Here is a 15,497-nt window from a genome sequence, read left to right on the forward strand (position 1 = left end):
CTATTTTGAAAGATTTTATAAAAAAAGCGTTTTCAAAATAATTTTTCTATTGAAATTTGAACGTTTGTTTCATATGCTGAAAATGGCGGTTCAAAAACTGTTGTTTAAGTGAGGTAGATTCCCACATGTAAAAAGAATCGGGGTGATAGTATGTTAAATATTTATTTAACAGACCGAAACGGAAAACTACAAGAAATTGAGGAGATTCAAAAAGGTTGTTGGATTAATGTACTCCATCCAACAGAAGAGGAAATTCAATTCCTAGTACAAACATTAAATGTAGAATTGGACTTCATTAAGGACCCTTTGGATGATGAAGAACGTTCTCGTATTGAAAAAGAAGATGATAATGCATTGATTATCGTCGATATTCCTACAGTAAGGCATGATGAAGAGGGAAATTCAATATATGATACAATTCCGATTGGTATGATTATAATGCCGGAATGTTTTGTAACCATTTGTTTGGAAGAAAATCCGATTTTTGAGCGTTTTATTAACCAACGTATTAAAGAATTTTATACGTTTAAAAAGACGCGATTTGCGCTTCAGCTCTTATATACAATTTCTACATATTATTTAAGATACTTAAAACAAATTAATCGAAAAACAATCGACTTGGAGCATCAATTAAATCAGTCGATGAAAAATAAAGAAATTTTTACATTACTAGGACTTGAAAAAAGCTTGGTATACTTTACGACATCTTTAAAGGCAAACAAAATTGTGATTCAAAAGTTAATGCGCAATAATACGTTTATTAAAATGTATGAAGATGATCAAGATTTGCTAGAAGATGTATTAATTGAAAATAAACAGGCCATTGAAATGGCTGAAATATATAGTAATATTTTAAGTGGTATGATGAATACGTTTAGTTCGGTTATTTCTAATAATTTAAACAGTGTTATGAAGTTTTTAACTTCGATGACAATCATATTATCAGTGCCAACAATGGTTTCTAGTTTTTTTGGAATGAATGTTCCAGTTCCTTTAAGTGAAAATCCGCATGGTTTTTTAATGGCTATGATTATATCCGCAATATTATCTTGCGTAATGGCCTTTATTTTTTGGAAGAAACGTTATTTTTAAATCATATGAAAGCTGCTCTAGCATAGCTATCAAACTGCGCTAGAGCAGCTTTTTTGTCGTAAGAAAACGTTTCTTATATACGATATGTGTATGGATGAAAAACTTTTTTGCCATGATTTACAGATTTGAAAAGGGCTTGTTCAAATAATAAATTGAGGTTAAAATTACATATTGTTAATGAAAAAATGGAGGAAATACATCATGGAATTGTTTCAGTTACCGAAAGCATTCCTGCAAATGAATACAATCTTTATCTCAATTTTAATTGAAGCACTGCCATTTGTGCTAATTGGTGTATTTATTTCAGGATTCATTCAAATGTTTGTGACAGAAGATATGGTGGCAAAATGGATGCCGAAAAATCGATTTCTGTCTGTGTTATTAGCCACTTTTCTTGGCATGATGTTTCCAGGGTGTGAATGTGGCATCGTTCCAATTGTAAGACGGCTAATTGGAAAAGGTGTTCCGCCATACGCTGGAATTGCATTTATGTTAACGGGGCCAATTATTAACCCGGTTGTATTATTTGCAACGTACGTTGCATTCGGAAGTAGTATGCATATGGTGTGGTATCGTTCCATTGTAGCCATTGTTGTAGCTATTATCGTTGGACTTATATTATCATTTATGTTTAAAGATCATCAACTACGTGATGAACATTTCCCAGAGGTGGATCATAAGCGTTCTTTGCGTAAAAAGATGTGGGACGTATGTACACATGCTGTTGAAGAGTTTTTCTCAATGGGGAAATACTTAGTAATAGGGGCATTAATTGCTGCTGCAGTTCAAACATTTGTACAAACTTCAACACTACTTTCTATAGGACAAGGACCGTTCTCTTCATCAGCCGTTATGATGGGACTTGCGTATATTTTATCATTATGTTCAGAAGCGGATGCTTTTATTGCATCTTCGTTCCAAAGTACATTTTCAACAGCATCAATTGTCGCGTTCCTCGTCTATGGACCGATGGTGGATATTAAAAATATGTTTATGATGCTTGCGACATTTAAAACAAAATTTGTAATTGTTGTGATAGCTACAGTTACACTTGTAGTTTATGCAAGCTCACTACTCATTTATGCGATGGGGTGGTAGGTTATGTTTCGGGCATATATTTTACTCGGGTTTACAATCTTAATTACGCAGCTTCATATTTCAGGTAATATAACAAAGTATATAAATATGAAGTACGCATATTTATCAAAAACAGCTGCAATTATTTTAGGGTTTTTAACACTTATTCAAATCATTGTTGTTTTCCAAAAAGAGCATAAAAAGGAAAAAGAGCAGCATGATTGCAGTTGTAACCACAATCATTGTGGGCATGATCATTCAAAAGATGAAAATACATGGTGGAAACGGACTTTTGCGTATACATTATTTTGTTTCCCTATTATTTCAGGACTATTCTTTCCAATTGCAACATTAGATTCGGATATTGTTAAAACAAAAGGTTTTCATTTTCCTGTTGCGCAGGCAGGAAGTACAGATCCATTTATGACAAGGCAGTTTTTAAGACCCGATACGAGTATTTATTACGGGAAAGAAGGCTATCGTGGTGTAATGGAAAAAGGGAAAAAAGAATACGTCACAAAAGATAATATTGCCTTGAAGGATGAAGATTTCTTAAAAGGTATGGAGACAATTTATAATTATCCTGGTGAGTTTACAGGTAAGACACTTTCGTTTAAAGGATTTGTTTTCCGCGATGATTCTTCAAAGAAAGAACAATATTTCTTATTTCGATTTGGTATTATTCATTGCGTAGCCGATTCAGGTGTATATGGTATGTTAGTGAAAAAACCAGAGGGAGTAGAGTGGAAGAATGATGATTGGATTCAAGTAGAAGGAACAATTTCAACTGAATTTTATCAACCATTCCATGCAAATATTCCTGTTTTAGAAGTAACAAAATGGAATAAAGTTGAACAGCCGAAAGAACAATATGTATTTAGAGGAGCCGATTGATTCATAAAATCGGTTCTTTTTTCTAGACGAGAAGTTATAAATATTGTTAGTATATAATATGTAGTTCACCTAGTGTATTATTTATCGTATTAGGGGAAATAAAAGGATTACAATATGTTAAAGTAACTGAATGATTAAAGAGGTGGCAGAAATGGCAGAAGCAAAGGGGAAAACAGTAAATGAATCAAGGGTGTTTAAAACAAGTCGTGTCTTTCCGACAGATTTGAACGATCATAACACATTATTTGGGGGGAAAATATTAGCTGAAATGGATATGATCGCATCTATCTCAGCAACTAGGCATTCAAGAATGGAATGTGTAACTGCATCGATGGACTGGGTAGATTTCTTACATCCAGTTCGTTCTACAGATTGTGTGAGCTATGAATCGTTTGTTATTTGGACAGGACGAACTTCAATGGAAGTATTTGTGAAAGTAGTAGCAGAAGATCTAATATCAGGTAATAAACGTATCGCAGCAACATCGTTTGTTACATTTGTTGCACTTGGGAAGGAAAATAATCCAGTTCCAGTTCCGCGTGTTATTCCAGAAACAGAAGGAGAAAAAAAATTGCATGAGATTGCTGTTTTGCGTGCACAACAACGTCATATTCGAAAAGCAGAAAGTAAGAAAATAGCAACTTTGTTAACTTTATAAGTGGAATTGCATTTGAGAATAGTGCATGGAAAATTGAAATGAAAAGCGGACACCTAAAAATAGGTGTCCGCTTTTATAGTTTTTTATGCGCATATCGTATTGGGATAGCTAACTAGCAAAAGCAAGCAGCACCTACGATAATTAAGAGGATAAATAATACGACAAGTAAAGCAAATCCATTGCCATGTGCGAAGCCCATAGTTATTTCCTCCTTTTATTTTAAGATACAACATACAATATGCAAATCCATATTTGTTTGACAGGGACATATATCATGAAGGTATGGATTTTTCTTGTATGTTAACGTGAAAAAAAGGAAAGATATAGGAATAACAGCGTATAAAGAAAGGATATTATCCATGAAACACTTTATAGGTTTTATGATATGTCTCATAGGTGTATTCATATGGATGAACATCGATGTAGAAATGGGGAAAAAAATGGCTGGTGGGTATGAAATATCAAAAATTCGTTATGGTAATTTCAAATTATTTGTCGATGGAGAGGATTTGTATCAAAAATTATTTGATGATATAAATCGTGCAGAAAAGTACGTGTATATTCATTTTTACATCGTAGGTAAAGATGAAGTAAGTCATAAATTCTTACAATTATTAGAGAGGAAGGCCTCAAGCGGTGTAGATGTGAAGTTATCAGTAGACCGAATTGGTGGCTATAAAGTTAAGAAAAAAGTGATCGAACATTTAAAAGGAAAGGGTGTTAAGTTTACTTTTAGTAAAAAGCCTAAGTTTAAAAATCTTTTTTATTCCCTGCAGCAACGCAATCATCGGCGTATTGTAGCGATAGATGGAAAAGTATCGTACATTGGTGGTTTTAATATAGGAAAGGAGTATCTCGGCCAAGATCCTACATTTGGGGAATGGCGTGATTATCAGATGCGTATTGAAGGAGATGGAGCAATTGATATGGAACGACAATTTGCAGAAGATTGGCAAGCAGATACTGGTGAAAAGCTTCCTTTGTACGAAGGTCCAGCTATAGAGGGGGAGGCAAAATATCAATATGTGTTTTCAAATGGAAAAGGGTTATGGCAAGAATACAGTGTATTATTAAAGAAGGCTAAGAAATCATTGATTATTGCAACACCGTATTTTGTACCAAGTAAGGAAATGATGAACGGGTTACAAGAAGCGTTAGGGCGTGGGGTGAGAGTGAAGATTCTTGTTCCCTTTAAAAGTGATGCCATATTACTAAAACAAGCTGCTTATCCCCATTTGAAAAACATGTTGGATGCTGGTGCGGAAATCTATCAGTACCGGAATGGATTTTTTCATGGGAAAGTGACAATCATCGATGATACAAGTGTTGATGTAGGAACAGCTAATTTTGATAATCGGAGTTTTTATATCAATACAGAGTCGAATTGTTTTATATATGATAAAGCAGTTGTTGCTCAAGTATGGGGACGACTACAAGAAGATTTTTATAAATCTAAACGTTTTTCTGATAGAGATTTTGAAGAAATCAATAGCTGGGATTGGTTTCTAGCAAGAATAGCAAATGTTCTAGCACCATATTTATAACATATAGTAAAGAAGAAAGGAGGTAGTCTTATGAATTGTATGGAAGAGTTAATGAGCTTTACTTATACGCTTATATATAAAATTGGAGAGTATATGAATAGGATTCACGATGAAGAGCTAAAGGATATATTACAGCAACATCTACCTTATATGCTACAAGCATATAATGAGCAAGTAAATTTTCAAGAAGGAGAAAATTTACAGCATATGATTTGTGAACAGCTAAAGTCTCCCTTTATACAAGATGATGTAGAGATGAAAAGCATCCACATAGGGGATATAGGAATTGCTATTTCTTATATTTCGCATTTGAAAAGACTAGCACTAAATTTTGCTCAAGTTGCTGTAGAAGTTGCTAATCCAGAATTTCGATCTTTTTTAGAAAGCTGTTTTGTGAAAATGAATCGTTATGCATATAGTGTGTGGCAATATGTAGTGAAGAAAGAATATAAAATTGAAGATATATATATAAATGAAAAATTTGCATAGAAAAAAGACGGCTACTATGCCGTCTTCTTTCTATAAAAATTATAAACTTTTCACCATTCCGCCATCCACAAGGAAAGATTGGCCAGTCATATATGTATTTGCATCAGATGCAAGGAATGTAGCAAATGCTGCGAATTCGCTAGGGCGGCCATATCTTCCGAGAGGGATAATGGCTTCATATTGTTTTTGAACATCTTCTACTGTAATTCCACGCTTTTCAGCAGCTGTTTCATCTAAAGAAGCAATGCGATCTGTAGCGATACGTCCTGGTGCAATGGTATTAATTAAAATGTTGTATGGAGCAAGTTCAGATGCTAATGTTTTTGCTAAGCCTGTAATGCCGACGCGGAATGTATTTGATAATAATAATCCGGGAATAGGCTCTTTAATAGAAGATGAAGCGATATTGATAATTTTACCACCTTGTTCTTTCATATATGGAAGTACTTCACGAATCATACGGACATAACTTAATAAATTGAGCTCAAATGAATGATACCAATCTTCATCTGTTAGTTGTTCAAATGTACCTGGTTTAGGACCGCCAGCATTGTTAACTAAAATGTTAATTGTTCCAAAAGTTTGTACAGTATATTCTACCGCTTGTTTGATATTTTCTTTGTCTGTAACATCGCAAACTGTATACATAACATTTCCTTTGCTTAGAGCAGTCAGCTCTTTTTGTAAGGACATTAGTTTTTCCTTATTACGGCTCAGTAGCATAACATTTGTTCCTTCTTTTACAAGCTCTGTAGCGATTGCTTTTCCTAAACCTTGACTAGAAGCAACAATAAGGGCTGTTTTTCCTGATAATCCAAGTTCCATATGTATCAACCTTTCTTTTTTATATTCCTTTTATTATAGATGAAAATGTTTCAAAAGAAAAATATACGATTTTGTTATCAGAAATTTTACAAATATTTACGGTATGTTTACTGTTTTCTAATATTCTCTTTAAAAATGAGAAGTAATATGAGATTGTACATATTCTATCAAAAGGAGGATAAGCAAATGAATAAATGGGTTAAGTCATTAACTGCTATGGCACTTGCGAGCTCTTTATTTATGGTAGGGTGCAGTAAAGATGAAGGTAAAAAGAAGGATGAGGACTCAACAACGCAGCAAGACGAAAAGAAAGATCAGGAAACGAGCAAGGATAGTACTTCTTCAGATTCAAAAGAAAAGAAATAAGTTTGTTTTATAGTATATAGCAGAGCTTCCTCAATCAATGAGGAAGCTTTTTAGTTGTATATTTTCTGTTTGTACGAAACAATAGAAGAAAAGAAATAGTAAGGAGGACACAGATGAGAGTATGTATATTTGGAGCAACGGGTAGAGTTGGATCGCGATTAATGAAGCTAGCATTACAAGCTTCATATCATGTTACAGTATTAGTTCGTGATTCAAATAAGCTTGAGATATCCCATGAAAATCTACAAATAGTAGAAGGGAATGTATTACATGAAGATGATATAAGAAAGGCATTGAAGAGCGCTAATATTGTTATAAGTGCTCTTGGAACTGACGGGAATGGAACATTGTCAAAAAGCATGCCAAACATTATTAAACATATGGAAGAGGAGGGGATTGAGAGAATATTTACAATTGGAACAGCAGGTATTTTACAGGCTCGAATAAATCCGAATGTATATCGATTTCAATCAGAAGAGTCGAAAAGAAGATCGACAAAGGCTGCTGAAGATCATTTAGCCGCGTATATGCTGCTTAAAAATAGTAGACTATGCTGGACGATTGTTTGTCCGACACATTTGCTTGATGGAGAAGGGACGGGGATATATCGAACGGAACAGGATATGTTACCGGTAGATGGATCAAAGATTACAGTTGGGGATACTGCTCATTTTATGTGGTCTTTATTGAATGAAAAAACGTATAAAAATAGCCGTGCAGGCATTGCATATTAAAAAACCATCCCTGAAAAGGGATGGTTAAAAAATGATATAACAAATAAAGATGATAATCATAATGATTTGTAAAATGGCTTTTGCTACTGTACTGCTTAAAAATCCAACAACTGTCGCAATTCCGACCATAAAGGCTTCTTTTGGTGTCTTTTTATGCATTATTTCTGTTATAAAGACAGACAAAAATGGGATGATAATGAGACCAAATGGCGGGAAGAAAAAGGAGCCGACAATAATGGAGATCATCCCAACACGTTCGCCCCATTTTGTACTTCCATATTTTTTTAAGAAATATCCATTTGCAATGAAGTCAGCAATGAAAATAATAATCGTAAAAATGATTTGAATGATCCAAAAAGAAGTTGTTAATTCTTCAGCGTTTATACCAAAATGATAAATCAAATATCCTGCCCATAGAGCAAGAATGCCAGGGATAATCGGATAAATAAACGCGATAAATGATACGATAAAACAAGAAATGATACAAAGTGTTAATAAAACAGTCACCTTATAGCTCCTTTATACTATCTAGTTTATGTACAGCAATTTTTTTAATTTGATGGCCATCAAGCTCCAATGCTTTAAATTGAAAACCTGCGTATTCAATTGAATATCCAGGTTCAATATTTAAATCAATTGCTTGAGAAAGAAGCCAACCACCAATTGTATCTAAATCGCTATCATCAATATGTAAGCCGAACATATCATTTACTTCAGAGATAAGCACTTTTCCATCTAGTACGGTGAGCTTAGGTGTTCGTTTTTCAATCATTGGTGATTCATCAGCGTCAAATTCATCTTGAATTTCTCCAATAATTTCTTCAATAATATCTTCCATTGTTAATAATCCAGCAGTTCCACCATATTCGTCCATTACAATTGCCATTTGGACACGATTCTTTTGAAGATGAATTAAAGTTTTGCGAATTGGAACGGTTTCAAAGACAGTTAAGACAGGATGAATGTATGCTTTTAATGGCTTGTGAATTCCTTTCGTTTGATCGTGAAAAATTTCTTTTGTATTTATCATCCCGATAATATCATCTTTATCTTTTTCAATAATTGGATACCGTGTATATTTTTCAGATGCTGCGATGTCCATGTTTTCTTCTAATGTGTTTTCAGTAGATAAACAAACCATTTCTGTACGAGGTACCATAATTTCTTTGGCAACACGATCATCAAATTCGAAAATATTATTTACATATTTATATTCAATCTGATTAATTTCGCCACTTTTAAAGCTTTCCCCTAAAATAAGTCGTAATTCTTCTTCTGAGTGAGCAAGCTCATTTTCCTTTGTTGGTTCTAAGCCGAATAGTTTTGTAAAGAATACGGCTGTACTATTAAGTGACCAAATGAAAGGATACATGATTTTATCAAACCAGATGAGCGGCTTGGCAAATTTCAATGTAATTGCTTCTGCTTTTTGAATCGCAAAAGATTTTGGAACAAGCTCACCTAATACAACATGGAAAAAGGTAATGACACTAAATGCAATGATAAAAGATAATGTGTTAGCCATTGTACCGGTAATATTTATTTTTTCAAATAATGGACGTAGTAAGTGTTCTACAGTTGGTTCACCAAGCCAACCAAGTCCTAAAGAAGTGATGGTAATACCGAGCTGACAGGCCGATAAATAAACATCTAAGTTAGAAATAACGCTTCTGGCAGCTAGTGCTTGCTTATTTCCTTCATTTGCAAGCTGATCAATTCGACTTTTCCGTACTTTTACAACCGCAAATTCGGATGCAACGAAAAAGCCAGAAATGAGAATGAGTACAAAAATGAGAAAAATATTTAATATGTCCAAGTGTGCTCTCTACCCCGAAGTGGGAATAAAGATGTCACCTCCTGCAAGTATGTTATACTTTTATAATAAATCGAAATGAAAATAATAGTCAAAGAAAATAAGTAAATATTGGCATGTTTTGTTAATTGTTTATAATTTTTTGTGTTATTTTGCCCTGATATACAAGAAATAACTCTTTACTTTAAGTTTTTAGAATGGAAGATTAAAGCTTATTTTTTATTCTGTCATTTGTGCGATAATACGCCTATTTTAAAATTCAGTGGAAGCAAAGAAGTTTATTGGAAAAAACCGACAGTAAAAATTATGGCTGCTGAAAAATTGTTTATTTTGAGTAAATAACATAATTGTTACTAATATATAGAAATCAAAAAGAAGATAACCCCTTATATATGGTAGGCAGTTATCTTCTTTTTTTAGGGACTTTTTCAGTGTCCTCTAAAAATTAGCATTTATTTTACTTTAACAGCGTTCTAGTGACAGCGTATGTTTGTTGTTTTGAATGGTTTGTTCTCCAAAGAGATTGGAAAAAAGAAAGAACGATGTATGGAATATAAAGAAGTAACAGACCAATTGTGACAACAGTTGGTGAACTTCCTCCAAATTGAATTATAAATTGCAGTAATCCATTTGTATGAAAAATACATTCCATAAAACAGAACGAAAGAATAATGGAGCTTAAAATAGATTTATGATTGGAAGCAAGTGCTATAAACAATGTGTTTACAAGAAAGGAAGAATCTCGTATTTCATGATCCTCTGTTTTACTTAAAAATGGTAACCATTTTTTTATTGCTTGTATAACGATAATCATTGATGTGCTAAATATGATGATAAGGGAAGAAAAGAATGGAACTGTTATGTATTTTGCTATGTAGAGAGAAAATAGTATGATTGAGCATTGTAATACAACGGTGCTAAATGAGTACGGTACCCAGTGTAATAACAAAATATATTTCTTTAAAGATTTCGGTGCTTTAAAAAAAACGCGGCCAATGGCTAAGCTAATGAAAAAACCAATTGCAAGCGTGAGTGTGAAACGAGTAATTGAAAAAAAATAAACTTCCCACATGTAAGGAAACAACGGTGTAGAATGTCCTGAGGCATGTAATGCGGTCTTTGAGTTCATAATTGGCTGGGGTGAAAAAAGAATAGATTCATGCATCCAATCAATCATTGGAATCGATATAGAAGGAAAATGAACAGAATTATAAAAAATCCCAAGTAAGCCTTTCAAATAAGAACTTTCATGAGTTAATAATAAAGCGGGAATGGGACTTATAATAAGAACGATAAGAAATCCTATGAAAAAGCGAAATATGTAAGAACGGAATAAAGAAGTCATAAAATCTCACCTACTCTTTGAATATTCAGAAAATTCTTATTCTTATTTTAGCGCTTTTTCGAAGAACTTACAATATCTTTTTCTTTACATATTGGTATAAGCTGTAATCTCATATCATTTTTCCATTTTCAACCTAAAGAAGGTATTGAGATATAATGGGGACTTCACTCTTTACGTTGTTATAAGCTGAAATTTCTCCATCCCTAAAAGTGAATCATTCATGGATAAATTATGACAACAATACGGAAAGTTTTCAGAAAAGTAAAATAAAATGTTTCTTTTTTTCTTAAAATATAATATAGTTATGGCACAGAAAGTATTTTAACATAAGGAGGCTTTTTATGAGGATAAAGGGAAATTATGTGCCAAAAAGAGAAGTTTTATATTGCTCCATTTCATTTACAATAGGTGAAGCATTGGATCATTTGAATAAAACTGGTTATCGCTGCGTTCCAGTTTTAGATGAAAAGAAAGAGAAATTTTTAGGAAATGTATATAAAGTAGATATTTTAGAATATAAAGGTTCATTAGAAGATGATTTATCAGAATTATTAAATGATAAAGAAGGCTATGTGAGAGAAGACTCTTCTTTCTTTAAGGTGTTCTTTACAATTAAGAAGCTACCATATTTGTCTGTTATTGATGAGAAAGGAACATTTCTTGGCATCTTAACTCATAAAAAGGTATTTGAGCTATTAGAGGATGCATGGGGTGTTCATTCTAGCAAGTATTCTGTTATGGTAGGAACACAAGATTATAATGGAGCGATTCAAAAACTATCTACAGTTTTGAAAAAATATAGTGGTATCCAAAGTTTAATGACATTTGATAATAATGCGTTATTAGTACGTAGAATTATGTTTACTTTGGGTGAAGAATTTAAGGCAGAAGAGCTAGAGAATTTATTAAAGGATTTAGAAGATCACGGATTTCGTGTTGTATATGTGGAAGAAATGAATAATCCACGTGAAGTAGAGATAATAGAGTAGACACGAAAAAGCCATCCGTTTTGATGTAGATGGCTTTTTCATTATATCAGTTAAGAAAGGATAAGATTATTTTAGAATAACGGAATAAAGATGTGGGATTATTCTTTAGAAATATTTTTGCAAAAGAATAAAATGAAAGATACGTACATACTATTTGATTTTTTGGAAAATTCCATATAAAAAATATGTTTCTATTTTTCAACTAAATGTGTTACTATATGTGTGACAAAAGTAAAGAGGTCTGACCTATTAACCCCAAGTTATAACACTCCAATACTTTTAAAATTCAGAAAAAACAATTTATTTATCAGGGTAAGAAAAAGGAAAATGGAGAAAAATATTGTCTTTTGAGGGCATATTTTATCATTATGAGCAGAGAGGAGGAGCATAGCATATTGTGAAAGAGAAAGAAATGATAAAGAACATGCTATGCAAAATAAAGAGATGAAGGAACGATTAAGGCCAGGAGATACGCTAGCGATTGGTTTAATGTTATTTGCATTATTTTTAGGAGCAGGAAATTTAATTTTCCCACCAGTATTAGGTCAACAAGCAGGTGAAAATGTTTGGATTGCCACAATTGGATTCCTTGTGACAGGAGTCGGACTTCCTCTATTAGCTGTAACCGCTGTAGCTTTTGTAGAGGGAGACTTGAAAGCGTTATCTTCTAGAGTACATCCTATATTTGCGTTTGTTTTTCCACTTATTAGTTATTTAGCAATTGGACCATTCTTTGCAATTCCGCGTACAGGAGCAGTTTCATTTGAAATGGGAATGAAGCCATTTCTATCAGAAGCGTTGGTGTCAGAATGGTACATGCTGTTTCTTTACACAGCAGTTTTCTTTGGTGTTACTTGGTACTTATCATTAAATCCATCTAAATTAATTGATTGGTTTGGGAAGTTTCTTACTCCATTATTAGTATTAATTGTTGCTATAATTGTTGGGAAAGCAATTATTGATCCAATTGGAGTACCGGCTGCGCCGTTAGATGCGTATAAAGATAATGCATTTTTTGGCGGATTTATTCAAGGATATTTAACGATGGATGCTATTAGTGCTCTTGTATTTGGAATCGTTGTTGTACAAGTTATTCGTTCAAAAGGGATAAAAGAAAGTGGACAAATTGCGAAAACAACAATTGTATCTGGAATTATAGCCGTATTAGGCTTAACGTTAATTTATTTATCACTTGCTTATCTTGGTTCAACAAGTACCTCACTTGGTGTTTCGGATAATGGAGGTCTTATTTTAACGAAAGTTGTAAATGAGTTATATGGAACAAGTGGTAAAATACTGTTAGGGATTGTTATTACACTTGCATGTTTAACAACTTCAGTGGGACTAACATCTGCATGTGCAGGATTCTTTACAAATCTGTTTCCGAAATTTTCACATAAAACAATTGTAACCGTGGTATGTGTATTTAGTTTATTCGTATCAAATTTAGGATTAACACAGCTTATTGCAGTAACTTTACCGGTATTAATGATTATTTATCCTGTTGCGATTGTGCTAATTGTACTGTCATATTTCCATAAATGGATTGGACAACGTAATACAGTGTATATGGGTGCCATTCTAGGTGCTTTGTTAATTAGCATATTTAACGGCTTAGAAAGTGCAAATATTAAGTTCGATGCAATAACAAATGTGCTGCAAATGCTTCCTTTATACAAAGAAGGAATTGGTTGGTTACTACCATCATGTATTGGTGGGGTTATCGGTTACTTCCTATATAGACCAAACGAATCAAGTGAGTTGCAAAAGAAAGGTGCTTAGGCATCTTTCTTTTTTTAGAGGGAATTTGTATGTTTTGTCTAAATGATAATTGGGAGGGAGAATAAAATGGCTAATTTTGAAGACTTTTTACAGTTAGATTTACGTATTGGAACGATAAAAAAAGCGGAAGAGTTTAAAGAAGCGCGTGTACCTGCAATTAAGCTAGAAATTGACTTTGGTGAACTTGGTATGAAGCAATCCAGTGCTCAAATTACGAAGAGGTATACACCAGAAGGGCTAATTGGAAAACAAATTGTAGCTGTCGTGAACTTTCCACCCAAACGTGTTGCGGGTTTCAAATCAGAAGTACTTGTGTTAGGTGGAGTTCCAGAACAGGAGGATGTAATCTTACTGCAGCCTGATATAGAAGTCCCAAATGGAACATCTATTAGTTAAATAGGAGGGGTCAGGGGTGGAAGTTGCAAAAGCTTATTTAGAATGTGCTGTTTCAAATTTTAAGGCGATTCAAAAGCAAGGTGAACGGACACTTTCACAGTTATCATATGAACAAATATGTTGGGCACTTCATGAAGAAGCAAATAGTATTGCAATTATTATCAAACATTTACATGGTAATATGCGATCGAGATGGACAGATTTTTTGACAACAGATGGTGAAAAACTAGATCGAAATCGCGATGATGAGTTTGAAGGTGGTTATGCTTCAAAAGAAGAAGCGCTAGTAGCATGGCAAGAAGGCTGGGAGTATGTTTTTCAAGCGCTGCAATCTTTAACTACGCAAGACATGTTAAGGATTGTGCATATTCGCGGAGAGGAACATAGTGTGATACAAGCAATTGAAAGGCAGATTGCTCATTATGCATCACATATCGGACAAATTATTTATGTCGGAAAATTACTGAAAGAAAAAGAGTGGGAGTGTTTAAGTATTCCAAAGGGACAGTCCAATCAGTATCTTCAAAAGTGACGTTCAATATAATAATAAGAAATAAACCGATATAGAGAAGGGGGTCAACTACCCACCGCTTAAACGCTAACACGTTTTGAAGTGGGGGCTTGTAAAAAGCTCTGGTTGTCTAGCCTCAGTCTTTCGTGGACTCCGTTCGTAGGTTGCATACCCAAGAATGATTCCCTAGTTCTTGGCTCTATGGTGGCTCTGTAACAGTTCTGATTGGGAAGGAACGGTCAACCACATGCCTTCTTGCATGAGAAGTTGCCTACACCTACAAACATTGGCGAAGGGAAACAAACTCTTAGGAGGGACAAAACATGCGTGTATTTGTCAAGAATGTAAGAGGAGAACCGCTCATGCCTTGCAGTAATCGCAAGGCACGGCTTCTTCTCAAACAAGGAAAAGCAAAAATTGTGAAGTACACACCATTTACGATTCAACTCCTATATGCCACCGGTGAAACGGTGCAACCCGTTACAATTGGCGTTGATAGCGGAGCAAAGCATATCGGTATTGCGATTACTACTGCAGATAAAGTGCTAGCAAAAGGAACCACCCAGCTGCGTCAAGACGTCAAAGAAAATCTTATACTAAGAGCTACATTACGCAGAGGTAGAAGACAACGAAAAACAAGATATCGAGAAGTACGTTTTCTCAACCGAAAAANNTTATTACCATCTCCAAAAGTGATTGTTGAAGTAGGGGAATTTGATGCACAAAAGCTAAAAAACCCCAATATACAAGGAACAGAATATCAACAAGGAGATACTTTTGGCTTTTGGAATACGAGATACTACGTATTTGCGAGAGACAACTACACCTGTCAAATTTGTAAGAAAAAAGGTGGTATTTTGCATACGCATCATATCATTGAACGATGCAATGGCGGTTCGAATATGGCAGATAATCTTGTAACCGTGCATGATGAATGTCATCAAAAACTTCATCAAGGGAACATCAAACACAGTTTCAAGAA

At 34.0% G+C, this 15,497-nt stretch carries 18 protein-coding genes; 13 read left to right on the forward strand and 5 right to left on the reverse strand.

Translation table 11 applies throughout. The features are described 5' to 3' along the window. Positions 1-150: 150 nt before the first annotated feature. The 4 genes from COO03_RS05910 (at position 151) to COO03_RS05925 (ending at position 3,721) form a co-directional block, all read left to right on the forward strand. Complete coding sequence (locus COO03_RS05910) at positions 151-1,092, forward strand: magnesium transporter CorA family protein (RefSeq protein ID WP_097895913.1); 942 nt, start codon at positions 151-153, stop codon at positions 1,090-1,092. Between the two features lie 201 nt (positions 1,093-1,293). Next, positions 1,294-2,190, forward strand: a complete 897-nt coding sequence (locus COO03_RS05915) for a permease (RefSeq protein WP_097895914.1) — start codon at positions 1,294-1,296, stop codon at positions 2,188-2,190. A 3-nt stretch (positions 2,191-2,193) separates the two neighbouring features. After that, on the forward strand, positions 2,194-3,063 hold the full coding sequence (locus tag COO03_RS05920; protein WP_097895916.1) for a TIGR03943 family putative permease subunit: 870 nt from the start codon (positions 2,194-2,196) through the stop codon (positions 3,061-3,063). Between the two features lie 151 nt (positions 3,064-3,214). Further along, the gene (locus COO03_RS05925) at positions 3,215-3,721 is read left to right on the forward strand and encodes an acyl-CoA thioesterase (RefSeq protein ID WP_097895939.1); all 507 of its coding nucleotides are present in this window, start codon (positions 3,215-3,217) and stop codon (positions 3,719-3,721) included. A 112-nt stretch (positions 3,722-3,833) separates the two neighbouring features. Here COO03_RS05925 and COO03_RS05930 read toward each other — a convergent pair whose 3' ends face one another. Beyond that, positions 3,834-3,920, reverse strand: coding sequence for a YjcZ family sporulation protein (locus tag COO03_RS05930; RefSeq protein WP_000505094.1), 87 nt, complete (start codon positions 3,918-3,920; stop codon positions 3,834-3,836). A 160-nt stretch (positions 3,921-4,080) separates the two neighbouring features. Here COO03_RS05930 and cls point away from each other — a divergent pair, with 160 nt between their 5' ends. Both cls and COO03_RS05940 read left to right on the forward strand, forming a co-directional pair. Continuing rightward, positions 4,081-5,265, forward strand: a complete 1,185-nt coding sequence (gene cls / locus COO03_RS05935) for a cardiolipin synthase (protein ID WP_097895918.1) — start codon at positions 4,081-4,083, stop codon at positions 5,263-5,265. A 30-nt stretch (positions 5,266-5,295) separates the two neighbouring features. After that, a complete protein-coding gene (locus COO03_RS05940) occupies positions 5,296-5,754 on the forward strand; it encodes a spore coat protein (protein ID WP_097895920.1) in 459 nt (152 codons plus the stop codon). A 39-nt stretch (positions 5,755-5,793) separates the two neighbouring features. On the opposite strand, the gene COO03_RS05945 is transcribed toward COO03_RS05940, so the two are convergent. After that, positions 5,794-6,579, reverse strand: coding sequence for an SDR family oxidoreductase (locus COO03_RS05945; protein ID WP_097895922.1), 786 nt, complete (start codon positions 6,577-6,579; stop codon positions 5,794-5,796). Between the two features lie 186 nt (positions 6,580-6,765). On the opposite strand from COO03_RS05945, the gene COO03_RS05950 reads away from it, so the two are divergent. Next, complete coding sequence (locus COO03_RS05950; RefSeq protein WP_141523211.1) at positions 6,766-6,945, forward strand: hypothetical protein; 180 nt, start codon at positions 6,766-6,768, stop codon at positions 6,943-6,945. A gap of 113 nt (positions 6,946-7,058) precedes the next feature. After that, positions 7,059-7,679 carry an NAD(P)-dependent oxidoreductase gene (locus COO03_RS05955; protein WP_097895926.1) on the forward strand — a complete coding sequence of 207 codons (621 nt, stop codon included), beginning with the start codon at positions 7,059-7,061 and terminating at the stop codon, positions 7,677-7,679. Positions 7,680-7,703: 24 nt separating this feature from the next. On the opposite strand, the gene COO03_RS05960 is transcribed toward COO03_RS05955, so the two are convergent. The 3 genes from COO03_RS05960 to COO03_RS05970 form a co-directional block, all read right to left on the reverse strand. Then, positions 7,704-8,186: a DUF456 domain-containing protein gene (locus tag COO03_RS05960; protein WP_097895928.1), complete on the reverse strand. Its 483-nt coding sequence runs from the start codon at positions 8,184-8,186 to the stop codon at positions 7,704-7,706. A 1-nt stretch (position 8,187) separates the two neighbouring features. Continuing rightward, complete coding sequence (locus COO03_RS05965) at positions 8,188-9,495, reverse strand: hemolysin family protein (RefSeq protein WP_097895929.1); 1,308 nt, start codon at positions 9,493-9,495, stop codon at positions 8,188-8,190. Positions 9,496-9,949: 454 nt separating this feature from the next. Next, complete coding sequence (locus COO03_RS05970; RefSeq protein ID WP_097895931.1) at positions 9,950-10,837, reverse strand: hypothetical protein; 888 nt, start codon at positions 10,835-10,837, stop codon at positions 9,950-9,952. Between the two features lie 341 nt (positions 10,838-11,178). On the opposite strand from COO03_RS05970, the gene cbpA reads away from it, so the two are divergent. From cbpA to COO03_RS05995, 5 genes are all read left to right on the forward strand, one after another. Further along, positions 11,179-11,826, forward strand: coding sequence for a cyclic di-AMP binding protein CbpA (gene cbpA / locus COO03_RS05975; protein ID WP_097895933.1), 648 nt, complete (start codon positions 11,179-11,181; stop codon positions 11,824-11,826). A 444-nt stretch (positions 11,827-12,270) separates the two neighbouring features. Next, positions 12,271-13,608 (forward strand): branched-chain amino acid transport system II carrier protein BrnQ4, encoded by a 1,338-nt coding sequence (gene brnQ4 / locus COO03_RS05980; protein WP_097895941.1) that lies wholly within the window; start codon positions 12,271-12,273, stop codon positions 13,606-13,608. 66 nt (positions 13,609-13,674) lie between these two features. Beyond that, positions 13,675-14,004, forward strand: a complete 330-nt coding sequence (csaA, locus tag COO03_RS05985; RefSeq protein ID WP_097895935.1) for a chaperone CsaA — start codon at positions 13,675-13,677, stop codon at positions 14,002-14,004. A gap of 16 nt (positions 14,005-14,020) precedes the next feature. Beyond that, positions 14,021-14,536, forward strand: coding sequence for a DUF1572 family protein (locus tag COO03_RS05990; RefSeq protein ID WP_097895936.1), 516 nt, complete (start codon positions 14,021-14,023; stop codon positions 14,534-14,536). 341 nt (positions 14,537-14,877) lie between these two features. After that, on the forward strand, positions 14,878-15,497 hold a 620-nt coding region (locus tag COO03_RS05995; RefSeq protein WP_441296384.1), incomplete at its 3' end, for an RRXRR domain-containing protein.

Origin of the sequence: Bacillus sp. AFS098217 (genome assembly GCF_002551815.1) — a bacterium.
Classification (GTDB): Bacteria; Bacillota; Bacilli; order Bacillales; family Bacillaceae_G; genus Bacillus_A.